This window comes from Kribbella sp. CA-294648 (assembly GCF_050943845.1).
Classification (GTDB): domain Bacteria; phylum Actinomycetota; class Actinomycetes; order Propionibacteriales; family Kribbellaceae; genus Kribbella.
Window position 1 is genome coordinate 6790739 of record NZ_CP191981.1, and the last position, 18284, is coordinate 6809022.

16 protein-coding genes are annotated in these 18284 nt (G+C 68.1%); 5 read left to right on the top strand and 11 right to left on the bottom strand.

The features are described 5' to 3' along the window. Window positions 1–386 precede the first annotated feature (386 nt). Genes ACQPYM_RS32100 through ACQPYM_RS32120 form a run of 5 tightly spaced genes read right to left on the bottom strand, consistent with a single transcriptional unit; the run spans window position 387 to window position 5684 of the window. Entirely contained in the window at window positions 387–3350 is a 2964-nt protein-coding gene (locus ACQPYM_RS32100) for a UPF0182 family membrane protein (RefSeq protein WP_433007991.1), read from the bottom strand. Continuing rightward, window positions 3347–3967 (bottom strand): PPA1309 family protein, encoded by a 621-nt coding sequence (locus ACQPYM_RS32105; protein ID WP_433007993.1) that lies wholly within the window; start codon window positions 3965–3967, stop codon window positions 3347–3349. Before ACQPYM_RS32105 ends, ACQPYM_RS32100 begins: the two co-directional genes overlap by 4 nt. Next, on the bottom strand, window positions 3955–4992 hold the full coding sequence (locus ACQPYM_RS32110) for a YlbL family protein (protein ID WP_433007995.1): 1038 nt from the start codon (window positions 4990–4992) through the stop codon (window positions 3955–3957). Before ACQPYM_RS32110 ends, ACQPYM_RS32105 begins: the two co-directional genes overlap by 13 nt. Then, on the bottom strand, window positions 4989–5228 hold the full coding sequence (locus ACQPYM_RS32115) for a hypothetical protein (RefSeq protein ID WP_360284808.1): 240 nt from the start codon (window positions 5226–5228) through the stop codon (window positions 4989–4991). Before ACQPYM_RS32115 ends, ACQPYM_RS32110 begins: the two co-directional genes overlap by 4 nt. Before the next feature lie 30 nt (window positions 5229–5258). Then, on the bottom strand, window positions 5259–5684 hold the full coding sequence (locus tag ACQPYM_RS32120) for a molybdenum cofactor biosynthesis protein MoaE (RefSeq protein WP_433007997.1): 426 nt from the start codon (window positions 5682–5684) through the stop codon (window positions 5259–5261). A gap of 149 nt (window positions 5685–5833) precedes the next feature. On the opposite strand from ACQPYM_RS32120, the gene ACQPYM_RS32125 reads away from it, so the two are divergent. Together ACQPYM_RS32125 and ACQPYM_RS32130 are read left to right on the top strand one after the other, a co-directional pair. Next, the gene (locus ACQPYM_RS32125; protein ID WP_433007999.1) at window positions 5834–7120 is read left to right on the top strand and encodes a zinc-dependent metalloprotease; all 1287 of its coding nucleotides are present in this window, start codon (window positions 5834–5836) and stop codon (window positions 7118–7120) included. Next, the gene (locus ACQPYM_RS32130) at window positions 7117–7713 is read left to right on the top strand and encodes an NUDIX hydrolase (RefSeq protein WP_433008001.1); all 597 of its coding nucleotides are present in this window, start codon (window positions 7117–7119) and stop codon (window positions 7711–7713) included. Before ACQPYM_RS32125 ends, ACQPYM_RS32130 begins: the two co-directional genes overlap by 4 nt. 835 nt (window positions 7714–8548) lie before the next feature. Here the strand turns inward: ACQPYM_RS32130 and ACQPYM_RS32135 are convergent. After that, a complete protein-coding gene (locus ACQPYM_RS32135) occupies window positions 8549–9160 on the bottom strand; it encodes a DUF2064 domain-containing protein (RefSeq protein WP_433008003.1) in 612 nt (203 codons plus the stop codon). Window positions 9161–9321: 161 nt separating this feature from the next. Beyond that, the gene (locus ACQPYM_RS32140; RefSeq protein ID WP_433008006.1) at window positions 9322–9957 is read right to left on the bottom strand and encodes a response regulator transcription factor; all 636 of its coding nucleotides are present in this window, start codon (window positions 9955–9957) and stop codon (window positions 9322–9324) included. A gap of 407 nt (window positions 9958–10364) precedes the next feature. Between ACQPYM_RS32140 and ACQPYM_RS32145 the strand changes: the two genes are divergently transcribed. The 3 genes from ACQPYM_RS32145 (at window position 10365) to ACQPYM_RS32155 (ending at window position 11829) form a co-directional block, all read left to right on the top strand. Beyond that, window positions 10365–10664, top strand: coding sequence for a sigma-70 family RNA polymerase sigma factor (locus tag ACQPYM_RS32145; RefSeq protein WP_433008008.1), 300 nt, complete (start codon window positions 10365–10367; stop codon window positions 10662–10664). Between the two features lie 3 nt (window positions 10665–10667). Continuing rightward, window positions 10668–11327, top strand: a complete 660-nt coding sequence (locus ACQPYM_RS32150; RefSeq protein ID WP_433008010.1) for a sigma factor-like helix-turn-helix DNA-binding protein — start codon at window positions 10668–10670, stop codon at window positions 11325–11327. A gap of 103 nt (window positions 11328–11430) precedes the next feature. Then, window positions 11431–11829 carry an SgcJ/EcaC family oxidoreductase gene (locus ACQPYM_RS32155; RefSeq protein ID WP_433008012.1) on the top strand — a complete coding sequence of 133 codons (399 nt, stop codon included), beginning with the start codon at window positions 11431–11433 and terminating at the stop codon, window positions 11827–11829. 13 nt (window positions 11830–11842) lie between these two features. On the opposite strand, the gene ACQPYM_RS32160 is transcribed toward ACQPYM_RS32155, so the two are convergent. The 4 genes from ACQPYM_RS32160 to ACQPYM_RS32175 form a co-directional block, all read right to left on the bottom strand. Further along, on the bottom strand, window positions 11843–13657 hold the full coding sequence (locus tag ACQPYM_RS32160) for a helix-turn-helix domain-containing protein (RefSeq protein ID WP_433008014.1): 1815 nt from the start codon (window positions 13655–13657) through the stop codon (window positions 11843–11845). Window positions 13658–13682: 25 nt separating this feature from the next. Then, entirely contained in the window at window positions 13683–14993 is a 1311-nt protein-coding gene (locus ACQPYM_RS32165; protein ID WP_433008016.1) for an MFS transporter, read from the bottom strand. A 63-nt stretch (window positions 14994–15056) separates the two neighbouring features. Further along, window positions 15057–15785 carry an SDR family NAD(P)-dependent oxidoreductase gene (locus tag ACQPYM_RS32170; RefSeq protein WP_433008018.1) on the bottom strand — a complete coding sequence of 243 codons (729 nt, stop codon included), beginning with the start codon at window positions 15783–15785 and terminating at the stop codon, window positions 15057–15059. Between the two features lie 75 nt (window positions 15786–15860). Continuing rightward, on the bottom strand, window positions 15861–18158 hold the full coding sequence (locus ACQPYM_RS32175; protein ID WP_433008020.1) for a rhamnogalacturonan lyase: 2298 nt from the start codon (window positions 18156–18158) through the stop codon (window positions 15861–15863). Window positions 18159–18284: the final 126 nt, after the last annotated feature.

An 18284-nucleotide genomic window follows, 5' to 3' on the forward strand; every position in this document is an offset into this window, starting at 1 on the left:
GGCTGGGTCGATAGAAGCGTCCGATGGTGGCCGAACGATGACAGCGGAGCTGCCGCCGCGGTGGTCGGTACCAGGGCCCCCAGTGCGGCCGGTGCCGCCAGCGCGGCGATCGCGCCGCCGATCACGATACGACGACGGGTTGCGGGCCGGACCGCTGACCAGGACGAAGAACACGACATGGCTGCCTCCTCAGGCGAAGCACCCGGTGTGGAGCTCGGGTGAATGGTTCCTTGCCAGAGAAGGTGCACCGGCTTCCGCCGAAACCCGCGACGAGTTTCCCGCCTGTGGACAACCACCAAAGACGAACGCCGGAAACAGCACCAGAGACAACACTGGGCGGCGACACCAGAAGTGTCACCGCCCAGAGTGCTGAACCAGCCGAACGATCAGCCCGTCGGAGAACTCGGTGGGTTGGTCGGTGTCGGCGGCGTCGACGGATTCGGCGTCGGGTTGGGTGTCTGGGGTGCCGCTCCCGCCGCCACCGCCCGGTCGACGGCTGCCTTCATCTTGTTGACCTGCACCTCGTACTCGGCCAGGTTGCCGGCCCTCAGCGCCGCCTGCGCCGCCGAGTACGCGGTCTGCGCCTCGGCCAGCGCCTGCTTGATCGTCTGGTTCGAGGGCGGTGTCGTCGGGTTCGTCCCCGGCGGCCTCTCCCCTGTCTCGACGTCGGCGTTGAAGACCTTCTCCAGGGCTTCCTTCAGAGTCGTGCCGTACGCGACCCGGTCACCGAACCCGACCAGCACGTACCGCAGTACTGGATAGCTACCGGCGCCGCTCGAGCGGGTAGCGTAGACCGGCTGCACGTAGAGCAGACCGCCACCCAGTGGCAGGGTCAGCAGGTTGCCGAAGGTCGCTCTTGCCCCGCTGCTGGGCTGGTTCAGCGGCAGCAACGCCTGTCTGATGCTCTCGTCGGTCTGGAACTTGTTCGACACCTGGCCCGGTCCGGGGATCTGCACGTTGCCGGGCAGCTTAAGGATCCGGATCTGCCCGTAGTCAGGCGACGAAGCCTCGGAATCGACCGCCAGGAAGCCGGTCAGGTTCTCCCGCTGGGCGTTCGGCACGTACACCGAGGTCAGCGAGAACTTGCTCTCCTTCTGGTCCGGCATCCGCAGCGACAGGTAGAACGGAGGCTGGCTCACCGCTGCCGAGTCCGTGCCGGAGCCCGGGTTGGAGGTCGGGTCGGCCGGCACCCGCCACAGGTCGCTGTTCTGGTACCAGGTGGTGGAGTCCTCCACGTGGTACTTCGCGAGCAGGTCGCGCTGCACCTTGAACATGTCCTCGGGGTAGCGCAGGTGCGACATCAGCGCCGGCGAGATGTCCGAGCGCGGCTTGACCGTGTCCGGGAAGGCCTTCATCCAGGTCTTCAGCAATGGGTCGCTCTCGTCCCACGCGTACAGGTCGACCGAGCCGTCGAAGGCGTTCACGACCGCCTTGACCGAGTTGCGGATGTAGTTGATCTCCTCGCTCGGCTGCTGGGCGACCGTGCCCCGGCCCGTGGTGGTGTCCCGGGTGCTGTCGTCCAGCGCGACCTTCTGCGAGTACGGGAAGTTCGCGGAGGTGGTGTACCCGTCGACGATCCAGACCACTTGGCCGTCGACGATCGCCGGGTACGGGTCGCCGTCCGGCGTCAGCCACGGTGCGGCCTTCTCGACCCGCTCGCGCGGGTTGCGGTCGTAGAGGATCTTCGAGTCGCTGTTCACCCGGCTCGACAGCAGCAGGTTCGCGTCCCGGAACTTAGTGGCGTAGAGCAACTTGTTGCCGAACGAGCCGACCGGTACGCCGCCCTTGCCGGTGTAGGTGTTCAGGGTCGGCGGGCCACCGTTCTGGCCTTCCGGCGTGTCCAGCTCGACCGCCTGACCGCCCTTCGGGCCGCCGACGATCGAGTAGTCCGGGGACTGCTCGCCGAAGTAGATGCGCGGCTCGTAGTCGCCCAGCTCGCCGGTCGGCGGCAGGTCCTTGGAGGAAAACACCGGCGCACCGTCCGAGGCGCGCTGGTTGCCGTTGGCGGCCACCACGCCGTAGCCGTGGGTGTAGACGGTGTGGTCGTTGTTCCAGTTGCGCTGGCCGGCCGGCAGCCGGTCGATCTCGACTTCGCGGACCGCGATCACGGTGTCGCGGACCTCGTTCCCGATCTTGTACCGGTCGACGTCCAGGTCGGTCGGGAAGGAGTAGAAGCCGCGGACCTGCTGCAACTGCTCGAAGGTCGGCCCGACGACGCTCGGGTCGATCAGCCGGATACCGGGCAGCACGCCGGCGTCAGCCACCAGCTGACTCGGCGTCGCCGTCGTGGTCGCCGCGTAGTTGATGATCTTGGTCTTCTCCAGGCCGTACGCCTGCCGCGTCGCCTGGATGTTCTTGGTGATGTACGACGCTTCCTTCACCGGCTCGCTCGGGCGGACCCGCAACTGCTGCAGAGCCGCCGGCCAGAGCGCGCCGAGCAGGATGGCCGACAGGACCAGTACGACGGTACCGACGCCTGGCAGCAGCCAGGTCTTGCGGACCACGTTCGCGAAGAACAAAACGGCACAGAGCACCGCGATGACAGCAAGGATCTCCTTGCTGGGCAGGACCGCGTTGTCACCCGTGTACGAGATACCGGTGAACAGTTTGCTGTCGGACACGGCCAGGCCATAGCGGTCGAGCCAGTAGCTGAACGCCTTCAGCAGGACCAGCAGGCCGAGCAGTACGGAGAACTGCACCTGCGCGGCACCGGAGGCCTTCTGCCCCTTCGCCGACGGACGGAACCCGCCGTACAGGTAGTGGGTGATGATCGCGGCGACCAGGGACAGCAGCACGATCGAGTAGCCGAAGCCGAGCAGGACGCGCAGCCACGGGTAGTCGAAGACGAAGAACGCGATGTCCTTGTTGAAGTGCTTGTCCGTGACGCCGAACGGAGTCCGGTTCCGCCAGGCCAGGAAGACCTTCCACTCCCCCGACGCGGCCGAGCCGCCGAAGACGAGCATCAGGGTGGCCAGTGCGGCGATGGCGATCTTGCCGCGCTGCTGGAGCAGGTCGCCGTACCGCTCGAAGCCCGGGCTGGGCGATGGAGCGAGGGCGATCCGCGGCCGGGTCCGGAAGGCGACGATTACGTTCGCCACGACGGCGGCCGCCATCAGCAGACCGACGGCGAAGAACAGCAGTACCCGGGTGCCGAGTACGGTGCTGAACACCTCGCCGTAGTCGACCGAGCGGTACCACAGGCGCTGGGTCCACACGTCGGTGAAGACGCTGAAGAGGATGAGCAGCACGATCAGGGTGGCGATCGTGGGCAGTAGAGCCCGTGGGCGCTGGCCGGACGTTCGGCGCGTTCGCCGCGGCTCCTCCGGCATGTCGTAGACGCCGTCACTCATGGCAGCTTCTCCTCGTTGTCACTCGTACCGCCGAGCACAGAGCCAGGACCACCCGCGGTGGAAGGCTCGAATGTCAATGACAGTACTTGGCAAAGCGTAGGGACCAAGTCGACGCCGGTAAGTACCGCGCCGTCCTCGTCGTGGGTCCGCAGCCGGACGGCGCCGAAACGGTCCCCGTCGCGCAGTACCGCGGCCACCATCCGTACTTCGTGCCGGCGCGGGTCACTGCCCGCCAACCGGGCCAGCTCGGCGTCGGACTCGGCATCGGCCAGGCCGGACTCGACGGAGGCCGGCAGCACGATCCGCTCGACCGCGACGGCGCAGCCGCTGACTCCGTCCGGCCACTCGATCCGGGCCAGCGCGTCGGCCAGGTGCTCGTCGTCCATGCCGCCGGGCAGCTCGCCCTGGGCGACCGGCGTGAGCGGCTTGGACGCGTCGTCGGCGTCCAGCTGGGCGGCCAGCTGCGGCTCGGCCGCCAGCAGCTCCTCGGTCGGAACCAGCGCGAACAACTGCGCGGGCTGGTCCCAGCCCGCGCTGCTGACATGCCGCTCGATCTCGATCACCGCCTGGCTGAGCGCCTCCGCGGGGGAAATACCGTCAGGACCTACTTCGTACATGCCGGGACGTCTCCAGTTCCACTGGCCAGTGCTTTCAAAGCTTCGATCGCCTCGTGCAGCGTGCTGATCTTCACCAGGCGGATGCCGTCGACGCCCGCGTGCAGGGCGGCCTCACAGTTCTGTTCCGGGACCAGGAAAACCGTCGCGCCGTCATCCTTGGCGCCCGCGATCTTCTGCTGGATCCCGCCGATCGCGCCGACCTGGCCGAGCGCGTCGATGGTTCCGGTACCGGCCACGTGCTTGCCGTCGAGCAGCGCCCCGTCGGTGAGCTTGTCGTAGATGGCCAGCGCGAACACGGTGCCGGCGCTCGGGCCGCCGATGTCCTGGCCGAGGTTGACCGTCACCTTGACCGGCGAGTCGACGCCGATCGTGATGCCGACCATCGGCCGGTCCGCGTCACCGGGAGTGGCCGCGGTCTTCACGACAACGGTCTCCCGCTTGCCCCCGCGGCTGATCAGGAAGGTGACTTCCTCGCCGACCTTGTGCTTGCGGACCAGTTCACCGACCTGCGGGACCTGGGCGGCGGTCGTGCCATCGACCTGCAGCACGATGTCGCCGGGCTTGAGCTTGCCGTCGGCCGGGCTGCCCTTGGAGACCGTCGAGACCTTCGGCTTGAACGGCACCTTCGCCTCTTGCAGCGCGGCCGCGACGGCGCTGTCCTGCGAGCCGGTCATCTCCGCGGTGTTCTGCTCCTCGACCTCGTCGGCGCTCTGCTCCGGCGGGTAGATGATGTCGCGCGGGAACAGGTCGTGGTGCGGGTCGAGCCAGTTGCGCATCGCCTGCGGCAGGGTCAGCTCGCGATCCGGCGAGGTGACGCTCACCGTGGTGAGATCGAGCTGGCCGGTGGTCGGGAAGATCTGGTGACCGGTGACCTCGATCACCGGTTTGCCCTTCGACTCGCCGAGGGTGTCCTTCACCGGTCCCGGGCTGAACGAGACGAACGGCACCGGGAAGACGGTGACCAGTCCGAGCGTGAGGACGAGCACGACGATCGAGGTGACCAGCGTGGCGGTACGACGTGTCACGAGCCCTGCCCTGCGATCTTGGGTTTCCGGAAGAGCCCGCGCAGCCCGCGGCGCGGCTCAGGGGTGGCTCGGGGGCCGGGCGCGGCGATCGCCTCGTTGAAGCGACGGAAGTCCTCGACCGACGCGAAGGCGCCACCGGACCGGCGGGGGCCACGGGTCCGCCCACGCCACGCCGCCCAGCACATCGCCAGCACGGTCGCGACCAGCGGGAACGCCAGCCACGCCAAGACCTTCATCCAGCCACCTTCATGCGCCCAGCGTACGGGTCAGCAAGCGCCGACCCACTCGCTCGTACCGTCGGTGAAGTGCTGGTGTTTCCAAATCGGAACCTCCGCCTTGAGGTCGTCGATCAGCTGACGGCAGGCGGCGAAGGCGACATCGCGGTGCGCGGCGGCCACGGCGACGATCACCGCGGCGTCGCCGATGGCCAGTACGCCGGTGCGGTGCACGGCCGCCAGGGCGGTCACGGCGGGGTTCTCGCAGACCCGCTCGGCGACGGTGCGCAGGTGCTTCAGCGCCTCCGGGTGAGCCTCGTAGCGCAGCTCGTCGACCGGCTGGTCGTGGTCGTGGTTGCGCACGGTGCCGATGAACAGCGCAGTACCGCCGGCGCTCGGATCGGCGATCGCGGCCAGCACCTCGTCGCTGGACAGCGCGGTCTCGCGAATGTCCAGCAGCCTGATCGTCTCAACCATGTCCGGTCCCTTACTCTCTGCGCGAACCCTACTGTCTACCCGGTAGCACGCCGTGTGACTACGGTAATGCGTTCGCCTGTGGAGGAACGGAGCCGGGGAACCAGTACGTTGGAGTAGTACGCCCCACCTGCACAGGAAGGCCCACTCCGATGAGCGACGAACCGGACAACCCGTTCAAGGGAACTCCGTTCGAGGCCATGTTCCAGCAGTTCTCCGGTGCGGCCGGCCCTGGTGGCGCTGGCGGCGTAGACCTGAACGCGATCTTCGCGCAGGTCCAGCAGCTGCTCAGCGGTTCGGGAGACGGCAAGCCGGTCAACTGGGAGCTGGCCAAGGACATCGCCCGCAAGACCGTCGCCGCTGCCGGCGACCGGTCCGTCACCCCGACGGACAACGAGCGCGTTGCGGACGCAGTACGCCTGGCCGAGCACTGGCTGGACCCTGCTACGACGCTGCCCGAGGCATCTGCCACCTCCGCCGCCTGGAGCCGGGCCGAGTGGGTCGAGAACACGCTGCCGGTCTGGCAGACGGTGGTCGACCCGGTCGCCGAGCATGTAGCCGGTGCGATGGGCGGCGCCCTGCCCGCCGAGGCGCAGCAGCTGGCCGGTCCGATGGCCGGGATGCTCCGGCAGCTCGGCGGCTCGATCTTCGGCGCCCAGGTCGGCCAGGCGCTCGGCGAGCTGGCAGGCGAAGTGGTCAGCGCATCCGACATCGGCCTGCCGCTGGGCCCGGCCGGTCAGGCGGTGCTGGTCCCGGACAACGTGGCTAAGTTCGCGGAGGGCCTGGGGCTCACGGACGAGGACGTCCGCCTGTACCTCGCCCTGCGCGAGTGTGCCCACCAGCGGCTGTTCGCCGGGGTGCCGTGGCTGCGGCAGCACCTGTTCGCCGCAGTGGCCGACTATGCCTCGGGCATCGAGGTCGACAGCGGCAAGATCGAGCGTGCGATGGCCGACATCGACATGCAGAACCCAGAGGCCATGCAGGAGGCCCTGGCGGGCGGCCTGTTCGAGCCGGAGGACTCCCCGGCGCAGAAGGCCGCACTGGTCCGGCTGGAGACGGCACTAGCGCTAGTCGAGGGCTGGGTCGACGACGTAGTACGGGAGGCGACCAAGGACCGGATGCCTGCCGCAGTACAGCTCGCCGAGACCGTACGCCGTCGCCGCGCCGCCGGGGGTCCCGCGGAGCAGACCTTCGCCACCCTGGTCGGGCTCCAGCTCCGTCCCCGGCGACTCCGCGACGCGGCGAACCTGTGGGCCGCAGTACGGGATGCCCGGGGTGTCGACGGGCGCGACGAGCTGTGGTCGCACCCGGACCTGTTGCCGAACGCCACTGACCTGGACGACCCGATCGGTTTCGCCCAGCACGCCGGCGAACTGTCCGACATCGACATCACCGACTTCCTGACCGACGGGGACGACAAGGGTCCCGGCAGCAAGTGACGCTGCACGCCGACGCCACCGCAGTACTGACTGGGTGGGACCCGCCGGACGCCGAACAGGCTGAGCTGCGGGAGCACTACCTGAAGCACCTGGCCGGCTACGACGACGCGATGTGGCGGAGCTGCCGGCCGGAACATCTGACAGCGAGCGCGCTGGTCGTGGACCCCACCACAACCAGCGTGCTGCTGACGCTGCACGGGCTGGTCAACCGCTGGCTGCAACTAGGCGGCCACTGCGAGCCGGGCGACTCGACGCTCGCCGGCGCGGCGCTGCGGGAGGCGACGGAGGAGTCGGGCTTGACCGGCCTACAGATCGATCCCCTGCCTCTGCAGCTCTCACGGCACGAAATCACCGCTGGCGGCTGCAAGGGCGCTTTCCATCTGGATGTGCAGTTCCGGGTGACGGCGGGCGCGGGGACGCAGTACGTGGTGAGCGACGAGTCGCACGACTTGGCTTGGTTCGCCACAAACGCCCTACCGGAAGGCGTCGACCAGACCGTGGCTGACTTGGTGAAACGCGCTCCCCTGCCGAGTAGCCGCCAACTACACAGCAGCCGTCTTGTGACAGAGGAGAACTTTCGCCCGGATCGGTAGCATGATTCTCCCCCGATCGCGGCTGGAAACCTCCCCGAACCGGACCGGTGCTGGAGGTCAGCGGGACTGGCCTCGATGTCGCCGGGAGGCGTCATCGGGCGGAGCGCCGGCTCGCGCCGCTGACCGGGCTGCCTGCCTCGACCGTGCACGCGATCTTGACCGGGCACCGCCTGCACCGGCTGGCATGGATCGACCGTCCCCACGGTGGGTTGCAGCACCCACGAGCCAGAGGCGAGCGGATCGCGCAGCCTCATCCTGCGAGGTGACGTGAAGCGTCACGAGCCGGACCGCGGCTGGTCAGCTGGTTGGACCGTGCCGAGGTGGGTTGCAGCGCCCAGCCGGAGGCGGGCTGATCCTGCGTCTTCATCCCGCGATGTGACGCGCTGCGCTACGAGCCCGCGGCAGGGTGCTTCCCGCAGGATCTTCGTGCGAGGTGGCGCGCAGCGCCACGAGCCCGGGCGGAACCCACCACACCTTCGTGACGCAGGTGACGCTAACCGTCACGAGCCCGAAGCGGCTGCTCGCCGCAGAATCTTCCTGCGGGGTGACGGTAAGTGGCACGAGCCCGCTCTTGGCTGCTCGCCGCAGGAGCTGGCTGCGAGGTGACGCGAAGCGTCGCGAGCCTGGCGGATGGCTGCTGGTTCGCCTGGCGGGTGCCTGCTGGTTCGCTTGGTGGGTGGTGTTCGGGGCCGTCGTCGCTCCCCCCTTCACCGGGTTGTCGGTAGCACCGCCCCTGAACGGCACCGGCAGACCGGTTGCGACGACGGCCACCTGGTCCCCGTGCACTGGTTCCCCCGCTGCATGTGAAACGAGCCAGGGGGAAGAAGGTGACGGGTCAAACACCTCGAAGTAGGGATCTGGTGGCGTCCCAGCCTTCGAGGCCGGGGTCCAGGCGGGCGATGTCGGCTGCTGAGCGGAGGCGGTGCCAGCCGGGGCCGATGCCGATCGCGTGGCGGCGGGGCTTGAGTTTGTCCAGGTCGGCCAGTGGTGTGTCGAAGGTCAGAGGAGCTTCCAGCAGCCACTCGGCCGCGGGCAGACTCACGCCGATGGCTGCCAGCGACCCATCCTCGGCAGGCGTAACAGCCAGGTCGGCTGAGCCGAGCGCTCGGAACAGCTTGCCGATCAGAAGACCCGGCAGGTCCGGTACGTCGTAGCTGACCGCGACAACCGCCGCAGCGGGGCCGGCCTTCTCGACAGCGTCCAGCACCGGCCGCGCCGGATCAACGGAGTACACAGAAGTCCCAGGCCAGGTCAGAGCAGAGACCTCATGCAATGCAGCCTCGTCACCCCCGACAACCCCGACAGCCACGTCGACGATGTCCAGAGATGCCAGTACTTCGTACGTGTCCTCCGCCAGCGCCAACCGCCACGCATCGGGCGTCCGGCCAGGCGGCGCCCAGCTCCCGACGGCAGGCACGACCAGTACTACGACCCGTCGATCACTCACTGTGCAGACGCCCCGTCGTAGAGGTCGCGAGCTCGTAGTCGACCCGCACCGGCACCAGGTAGGCGTCGCACGACCGCGCGGCTTACTGGCGCGCCTGAGCGGGTCATACATCCCTCCAGAGCTGGTATCACTTCCCCAGAGAGAGTAGCTCTCCGCCAGGACTAGGAGGACTCCAGTAGTCCGAGCCGCATCGCGTTCATGATCGCCTGGGCGCGGTTCGAGGCGCCCAGCTTCTCGTAGAGCCTCGCCACGTAGGTCTTGGCGGTCGAGAGGCTGACACAGAGCGCAGTGGAGATCGCGCGGACCGAGAGACCCTGGCCGAGCAGCGACAGCACCTCGGTCTCTCGTGGGCTCAGCAGCTGGGTGGCCGGCTCCGCGCGTCTCGCCATCGCCCGAGCCAGGCCGGTTGCCGTGAAGCTGGTACCCGGCACTGCCGCATGACGGATCGCCGCCAGCACCTCCTCGGTCGGTGCTGTGTTGGTAACGAAAGCAGACACCCCTGACTCAAGCGCTTGGAAGAGCACGTCGTCCTGACCGTCCGAGGCCAGCAGGACGATGCCCAGGTCGGCGTACCGGCCGCGGACCTCGCGGGCCACATCCAGACCGTCGAGGTCTGGCAGTACGGCGTCCAGAACCAGTACGTCGGCCTGCGTGGTCGCCACGACCGGCATGGCCTCGGCTCCCAGGCCGGCCTCGCCGACAAGTTCGAGATCCGGCTCCTGGCCGACCAGTTCGGTCAGGCCGAACCGCACCAGTGTGTTGCCGTCCACGACGACAACCTTGACCTGCTCACTCATTGCTTCTTCTCCCCCGACCACAGAATGCACCCACGAACGCGTCAGAACCCCCATCAGCCAGGTAGCCAGGACACACGGATAGATGTAGTCCGAAGGTGAACCCTGGGGAAACGTCCGGCAGATCAATCGCCACACCGGTGAGACTTCCCGTTATCGAAACCCGCAAAGCACGAATCACCACACCGGCTTCGACGATCGGGCGATTGCCGCCCACAATCGTCAGATCCAGCGCTTTCGGCGGCGATCCCGCCTACAGAGTGGCGGCGACCGTCCGACGGGCACAGCGGGTGAACGGGTGACAGACAGGTGACAACCGGGTGGGCCGATCAGTCCACACCTGTCCACCGAACGCCCTACAGACAACCTCGGGTACGGTGCCTTGATCCGGGCTGTGAAGGGACGTGGGCGTGACGGCGAACGACGAAGGCTTCGACCGGTTGATCGAGCCTTTCCGTTCGGAGTTGCTGGCGTACTGCTACCGCATGCTCGGCACGATTCACGACGCCGAGGACCTGGTTCAGGACACGTACCTGAGAGCGTGGCGGGCGCGGGCGCAGTACGACGAGAGCTTGAGTTCTGTGCGGACATGGCTCTACCGGATCGCGACGAACGCCTGCCTGACCGCGCTGAAGAGCCACGGCCGGCGTCCACTGCCGTCCGGGCTGGTGGCCGAGTCCGAGCCGCTCGCACCGCTCGCCCAGGCATAGAACGTGTCCTGGCTCCAGCCGTTGCCAGACGCGATGCTGGCCGGCGGTGACCCGGCCGGTGCCGTGATCGACCGCAGCACCCTGCGTCTGGCGTTCGCCGGGGCCTTGCAGCACCTGTCGGCACGGGAGCGTGGAGCGCTGATCCTGCGTGATGTTCTCAGCTTCTCCGCAGCCGAGACGGCGGAGATCCTCGGTACCACGACGGCGTCGGTGAACAGTTCCCTGCAGCGGGCGCGCGCCCGGCTGAAGGAGACCGGGATCGAGCGCGAAGGTGCAGGCGAGCCGCTCGATGCCGAGCAACGGGCCTGGGTCGAGCGTTATATGAAGGCTTTCCTGAACGCTGATGTCGAAGGTCTCAAGCACCTGCTGACCGAGGACGTCATCATGGAGATGCCGCCGATGACGAACTGGTTCACGGGTCCGGGGAACTACGGCGTGTTTATGGAATGGGTCTTCGCGAAGGCCGGGACGGACTGGCAACTGAAGCCCGTCATGGCCAACGGCCAGCACGGTTTCGCTGCCTATCGGCGCGCCGGAGACGGGTACGAGCTACACACGCTCCAGCTCTTCACGGTGACGGCAGGGGGCATCTGCCGCACTTCGGTGTTCCAGGATGCCGGGGTGTTCGCGGCGTTCGGTCTGCCGGCCAGGCTCGACGCCTAGATTCTTTTTTCCTCGCGAGCGATGAGTTCCGGAGCTGTCGGCGGTATGTACTCCCGAGTTCGCCGGAATCCCCCGGACGAAACCGCTTACCAGGGAGAACCCGATGTCAGACAATCGCGCCGCAGACGTGGCCGCCATCCAGGCCGTGCTGGTCGACTCGTACCAGGCGTGGGAAGCCGGCGACGCGGACGGCATGGTCGCCAACTACACCGCGGATGCCACCGCCATCATGCCCGGCTCGCTTCGCGACAGCCGGGCGATGATCCGGGACAGCATGGCTCTTGCCTTCGACGGGCCGCTCAAGGGCACCTCGACGTACAACAAGCAGCTCGGCCTGCGTTTCGTCGGCCGGGACGCCGCGATCGTGATCAGCGAATCCGGGATCCTGTTCCCGGGCCAGAGCGAGGTTCCGGAGGCCGGGAAGGTGAACGCGACCTGGGTGTTCGAGCAGCGGGACGGTCACTGGCTGATCGTTGCCTACCACAACAGTCCGGCTCACTGAGATGAGGAGAGGGCTAGCTGGAGTCGGGCAGGGTTGCCTGGAGGTGGAGGGCGACCTGGACGTTCAGGGCGCGGTCGGGGTCCAGCCAGCCCTCTCCCAGGAGGACAGTGATTCTGTCCAGGCGTTGCTGGACCGTGTTGGGGTGCACGTGGAGGGCTTCGGCTGCGCGGGTTGGGCTTTGGCCGGCCGCGAAGTACGCGCGCAGGGTCCCGATGAGGTCGGTACCGCGCTGTTCGTCGTACTGGATGACAGCGCCGAGCACGTGGCTCACATGGGCTGCCACGTCGATCTCTGCGGCGCCGACGAGTCCTGCGAGGCCTAGGTCGTCGCGGGTTGCGGCCTGTCGGGTGCGGCCGAGGCGCAGCATCGTGGCGACCAGCCGGGCCGCCTCGCGGTGCACGGCGATGACCTCGCTTCCCCACGTCGCCGGGCCGGTCACCGCGATGGTGACGCCGGTACGCCGAGCCACCTCGCGCAACTCCCCCGCCACTCTCACCGGGTCGGAGTCGGCGATCAGCAGAACGAGGTCGCCGGCGTACGGTCCGATCAGGGCAAGCCTGTCTTCCAGCGGAGCTGACAGTCGAGCCAGTACTCCGGTGTGGTCGCCCCTGCAGACGGCAACGACTACCTGCTTCGGCAGCTCCATCTGCTTACCCAGCAGGCGAAAGCGGTCGGCGAGTGCGCGCGGGTCAGTTGTGCCACTGAGCGCGTCGGCGAGGATGTCAGCCTGAGCGCGTTGCGACTGCTCAGCTGCCTGCCTGCGGAAGAGCAGTACCAGCGCCGTGACCACAGCGGCACGCTCGACGATCCGCTGGTCGGCACCGGTCAGCTCGTCAACGCCTCCGATCACCAGCGCGCCAAGCCGCTCGCCCTTTGCCGTCGCGGCGACCACCCAGCAGTCACCCACTCGCGTCAACCGCCCCGAGGCCGGCGATGCTGCCCACGGAACCAGGCGACCAGACGGACGGCCGCCGCCTTGGCCGGCCTGGGAATTCACCTCGCCGGCCCGGACCAACTCGTTGCCGGTGGCATCGACCAGGATGACCCACACATCGAGCAGCTCGGCCAGCGCGGCGGCGATCGCGTCGACATCACCGCCGGAGAGCACGATCTCGGCGAACCGATCGTGGGCCGCGGCGGCGTGTTCGGCACCGGCGTGAGCCGCTGAGAGTTGCTCCAGCGCCGCGGCCGTTTCGGCGGCGGCCCTGACCTGGACGATCGTGACGGCCGCCAGCGCGGCCAGCGAGCCGAGCAAGGAGACTTCCTCGCGGCTGAAGGGCCGGCGGGTGCGGTTGGAGGCGAACAGTACGCCGACGAAGGCGCCGTCCACGATCAGCGGCGTACCGCAGATCGCCACCAGGCCTTCCTCGCCGACCGCGTTGTCGATCGTCGAGATGTGCTTGAAGCGATGATCCGCGGGATAGTCCGCCGTCCAGTAGGGCTTGTGGGTCTCCGCGACCAGCCCGCCCAGACCCGCGCCGAGCGGCAGCCTGAGCTGCTGGAACGCGGCCGACACCGATCCGTCGGTGGCTCGCATGAAGGTGTCGCCCCGCGCCGCGTCGTACAGGGTGAGGTAGGCGACGTCGGTGCCGATCAGGGTGCGGGCGCGGTGCACGATGGTGTCGAGGACGCTGCCGGGGTCGCGGGCGGAGGCCAGTTCGCGGGCGACATCGACCAGGGCCGACAACTCGGTCTCGCGCTTCTTGCTGGCGTCCATCCCGGCGCGGATCCGCAGCGCGAGGTCGCGGGCGGCCTGGTTGGACCCGGCCGCCCGCGCGAGCTCGCTGCCCGGCGCGTCCTCCGCCAGCAGGCGTAGCAGTTCCTCCATCAACGGATCATGTCACTGCGGGTCGTCACAGGTCAGCAAGGTTGCGTTTGCGGGTCTCGCCGTAGCTGACCACCGCGATGATCGAGATCAGCGAGCAGACCGCGACGTACACCGAGATGGCGAACCCGGAGTCGTACGCCTTCAGCAGCGCGACCGCGATGAACGGTGCCAGGCCACCCGCGATGACGGAGGCCAACTGGTAGCCGACCGACACCCCGGAGTACCGGACTCTGGTGCCGAACAGTTCGGTGAAGAAGGATGCCTGCGGCCCGTACATCGCGCCGTGCAGGATCAACCCGATGGTGACCGCGAGGACGGCAAGCCCGAAGCTCTTCGTGTTCACCATCGCGATGAAGACGAAACCCCACACCCCGACCCCGACCGCGCCGAGCAGATAGACCGGCTTGCGCCCGATCCGGTCCGACAGCGCACCCCACAGCGGGATCGCGCAGAAGTGCACCGCGGCCGCGATCAGGACGGCGTTCAGCGCGAACGACTTGTCCAGCTTGAGATGTTCCTTCGCGTACGTCGCGATCACGATCGTGAAGATGTAGTAGCTGACGTTCTCGGCCATCCGGGCACCCATCGCGGTCAGCACCTCACGCGGGTACTTCGTGATCACCTCGACGAACGGCAGCTTGCCGGCCGGCTCCTGCTCCTTCTTTGCCCGCGCCTCCTGGAACAGCGGCGACTCCTCGATCCGCAGCCGCACCCAGAGCCCGACCAGCACCAGTACGGCGGACAGCAGGAACGGGATCCGCCAGCCCCACTTGTCGAACGCCGCATCACTCTGGAACGCCGCAAGGCCGGCCAGGACGCCGTTCGCGAGCAACTGTCCCGCCGGCGCACCCGCCTGAGGCCACGACGACCAGAACCCACGCCGCTCAGGGCTGCCGTGCTCGGACACGATCAGTACCGCGCCACCCCACTCGCCGCCGAGCGCGAAGCCCTGGATGAGCCGCAGTACGGTCAGCAGGATCGGGGCCAGCGCGCCGACCTGGGCGTACGTCGGGAGCAGACCGATCGCGAACGTCGCCAGCCCCATCATCACCAGCGACAGGACGAGCAGGTTCTTGCGGCCCAGCTTGTCACCGAAGTGCCCGAACACGACACCGCCGACCGGCCGGGCGAAGAACCCGACGGCGAAGGTGGCGAAGCTGAGCAACGTGCCGGTGAGCTCCTCGCCCTTGGGGAAGAACAGATCCCCGAAGACGACGGACGCGGCGACGCCGTACAGGAAGAAGTCGTACCACTCGACGGTGGTACCGACCAGGCTCGCGCCGACGACCCTCCCGATCGGGGTCTTGGCCTTGGTCGGTTCGGTCGATGTTGCCATGGGCGGGCTCCTAGTGTCCTGGATCCGAGGGGTGGTTGAGTTGCTGGCGGCGCCAGGGCGCGGCTAGTGGGCGGTCCAGCCGCCGTCGAGAACGAGTGAGCTCCCCGTGAGCGAGGCCGACGCGGGTCCGCACAGCAGCGCGACCAGCTCGGCCACTTCGGCCGGCTCGATCAGCCGCTTCACCGCGACCGGTTCGAGCAGGATCTTGTCCAGTACCTCGGCCTCGGTCAGGCCGTGGATCGAGGCCTGGTCGGCGAGTTGGGCGGTCACCAGCGGCGTCCGGACGTAGGCCGGGTTGACGCAGTTGCTGGTCACGCCGTGCGCGGCGCCTTCGAGCGCCACCACTTTGCTGAGGCCTTCGAGGCCGTGCTTGGCCGCGACGTACGCGGCCTTGAACGGGCTGGCCCGCAGCCCGTGCACGGACGAGATGTTGACGACACGGCCCCAGCCACGGCCGTACATGTGCGGCAGCGTCTGCCGGATCAGCCGGAACGGCGACTCGAGCATCAGCCGCAGGATGTAGCCGAACCGCTCGGGCGGGAACTGCTCGATGGGGGCGACCTGCTGGACACCGGCGTTGTTCACCAGGATGTCGATGTCGGTCGGCAGGTCCTGCAGACGGTCCAGCTCGGACAGGTCGGCAGTCAGGGTCTCGATGCCGGGCCCGGAGAGTTCACGGAGACCTTCAGCGTCGTAGTCGACCGCGACGACCTGTACGCCGTCCGCGGCCAGTCGCTGGACGCAGGCCGCGCCGATGCCGGAGGCAGCTCCGGTGACTAGTGCTCGGGTCATGCGGAGACCATAGGAATCTCAGCAGACGCGAGCCATGGGCTGGCGGCACATACCTGCGCCGCCAGCCATGTGGTCTCACTTCACCAGCGGAACCTTCGCCCAGTCGAGGTCGGACGCCAGGTAGAAGCTGGTGTACGACGGCTGGTTGTAGGCCGTGTTCTGCCGCGCCACCTCCACGCGGTACTGCGGGTCGTGCATCAGCGTGTAGAGCTTGCGGTCGGTCACCTCGGTGCTCAGGTAGATGCGGATCGCGCTGCTGTCGGCAGTGCGGACCAGCAACTCCTCCCGCCAGTCGCCGAGGATGTCGGCCACCAGGGACGGGTTGCCCTTGGTGTGGTTGTTGGTCTGCGTCCCAGTGGCCGTCAGCAGCGTGCCGCGACGCCAGTCCTTGATGGCCGGCGTGACTGCCAGGGCGCCGTCGACGATCTGCGTAGTCATGTCGGCAGCCCAGCGGATGCTCGCGTTGGTGCCCGGGTACGTCGTCCCGAGCGCATCCCCGTCGGCGCTGCGCAGCCGCATCGCCCAGGTCTCCAGACCCGGCTCCTCCGGGACGATGTCGCCGATCATGCCGCGGCCGGTGTCGCGCCCGGAGTACTCGCCGTAGATGACCTTGCCGGTCGCCGCGTCCCGCAAGGCATAGCCGTACGGCGCCCACGTCCCGCCCTCGTGCACGGTGAAGATCTCCTGGCCGGGCCGCTGCGGGTCGATGTCCGTCACGTGCATGGCGTCGCCGTGTCCGAGCCTTGCGATCGCACCGGGGTCAGCACTGCCCGGCGGCATCACGTCCTTCGAGCTGTAGAGCAGGCTGCCGTCGTCATCGATCGTGGCTGCGCCGTAGACGATCTCCTGCTTCCCGTCGCCGTCGACGTCCGCCGCACTCAGCGAGTGGAAGCCCTGCGTGGTGATCGACCCGTACTCCGGGTCGGTGCCGTCCCGGCCGTGCGGCCCGTCGTTGAAGGGGTTAGTCATCGGGGTCCAGCCGCTGTCGACCGCCCAGCCCTTGGTGAGCTTCTTGCCGTCCCAGCCGTACGTGGCAAGCGTCGTACGGGTGTAGTAGCCGCGGGCGAAGACTGCTGACGGGCGCTTCCCATCCAGGTAGGCGACGCCGGCCAGGAAGCGGTCCACCCGGTTGCCGGGCTCGATCCGGGCCATGGCGTAGTCACCCCAGCGGAGGCCGTCGTCTGTCCGTCCCGGTTCGTAGTGCGTCGTCTGGAGCTCCTTGCCCGTCAGGCCGTCGAAGACAGTCAGGTACTCCGGGCCTTTGAGGATGAAGCCCTCGAAGTTGCGGAGCTGGTTGCGGGTGCTCCGGCTGGGCGCGTAGACGTCCATGAAGTGGTCGACCAGCGCAGCAGCGTCCGTGTGACTCAGCGGGTAGGTGTAGCGCTGGGCGATGCCGAATGCGGCTTCCAGGGTCGCCGGCCACTGGCCGCTCTTCACCTCGGGCTGGTAGTGCCACTGCTGGAACATGGCGACCAGGTGTTCGTAGTACCCGGTCTTGCTGACCCGGTAGTCGTCCCGATTGCTGTAGCCGGCCTTGCGGTCCTCTGCCGGCAGGGTGATGTAGCGCTCGGACCTGACCTCCCCCGACTTGGCGTACCGGGTGGTCTTGGTACCAGGGGCGGTCTTCAGCATCATCTCGGAGCGGCCGTCGCCGTCGAAGTCGTAGACCATGAACTGCGTGTAGTGCGCTCCGGCCCGGATGTTGACGCCCAGGTCCAGCCGGTGCAGCAGTCGGCCGTCTGCCTTGTAGGTGTCGATGTAGACGTTGCCGGTGTAGCCGATCTGGGAGACGTCCTTGGCGTTCGACGGGTTCCAGAGCACGACGTACTCGTACTCACCGTCGCCGTCCACGTCGCCGACGCTCATGTCATTGGCGGAGTAGGTGTACGCCTCCCCTGCCGGCGTGACGCCGTCGGCGGGCTTGCGGAGTGGCAGGTCGCGGTACCCGCCGGTCCACGGGGTGGCGTAGTCGCTGCGGTCCCGCTCCTGGCCGTTGACGACAGAGACGACCCGGTACCGCGAGGTCGGCGTACCGGCCTTGTCGAGGTAGTTGGTGCTGTCGGTGACGGTCGCCAGGCGCTTGCCGTCTCGGTAGACGGCGAAGTCGGTGCCAGCCAGGCCGTGGTCGGTCCTGCTGGTTGCCTCCTTGCCGAGCAGCCGCCAGCTGAGGAAGACACCCTCACTGGTGGTGGTCGCGACCAGCCCGCGATCGAGCTTCTCGAGCTTGGGGCCGGACGCAGTACCGGGTGGGGACGCGTGCGCGGTATCGGCTGCGGGTGGCGGCTGCGCGTACGTAGTACCGGCGGTGGCTGTGGTTGCGAGCAGTGCTGCGAGGACGAGGGCGGTGACTCGACGGGCTCGGCGGAAGGTCATGGCGGATCCTTCGGTGCGAGGGCGGTGGCAAGCGTTCTGACAAGCGTTGCGGCAAGCGCTGTGGCCAGCTTTGTGGCAAGCGTTTTCCAGGGAAGCTAGCGCGGCCTTGGCAAGCTGTCGACGGTT

Coding starts and splice junctions, on each gene's coding strand:
- ACQPYM_RS32100 (WP_433007991.1), bottom strand. CDS start 3,350: ATGAGTGACGGCGTCTACGACATGCCGGAGGAGCCGCGGCGAACGCGC.
- ACQPYM_RS32105 (WP_433007993.1), bottom strand. CDS start 3,967: ATGTACGAAGTAGGTCCTGACGGTATTTCCCCCGCGGAGGCGCTCAGC.
- ACQPYM_RS32115 (WP_360284808.1), bottom strand. CDS start 5,228: ATGAAGGTCTTGGCGTGGCTGGCGTTCCCGCTGGTCGCGACCGTGCTG.
- ACQPYM_RS32120 (WP_433007997.1), bottom strand. CDS start 5,684: ATGGTTGAGACGATCAGGCTGCTGGACATTCGCGAGACCGCGCTGTCC.
- ACQPYM_RS32125 (WP_433007999.1), top strand. CDS start 5,834: ATGAGCGACGAACCGGACAACCCGTTCAAGGGAACTCCGTTCGAGGCC.
- ACQPYM_RS32140 (WP_433008006.1), bottom strand. CDS start 9,957: ATGAGTGAGCAGGTCAAGGTTGTCGTCGTGGACGGCAACACACTGGTG.
- ACQPYM_RS32155 (WP_433008012.1), top strand. CDS start 11,431: ATGTCAGACAATCGCGCCGCAGACGTGGCCGCCATCCAGGCCGTGCTG.
- ACQPYM_RS32160 (WP_433008014.1), bottom strand. CDS start 13,657: ATGGAGGAACTGCTACGCCTGCTGGCGGAGGACGCGCCGGGCAGCGAG.
- ACQPYM_RS32165 (WP_433008016.1), bottom strand. CDS start 14,993: ATGGCAACATCGACCGAACCGACCAAGGCCAAGACCCCGATCGGGAGG.
- ACQPYM_RS32170 (WP_433008018.1), bottom strand. CDS start 15,785: ATGACCCGAGCACTAGTCACCGGAGCTGCCTCCGGCATCGGCGCGGCC.
- ACQPYM_RS32175 (WP_433008020.1), bottom strand. CDS start 18,158: ATGACCTTCCGCCGAGCCCGTCGAGTCACCGCCCTCGTCCTCGCAGCA.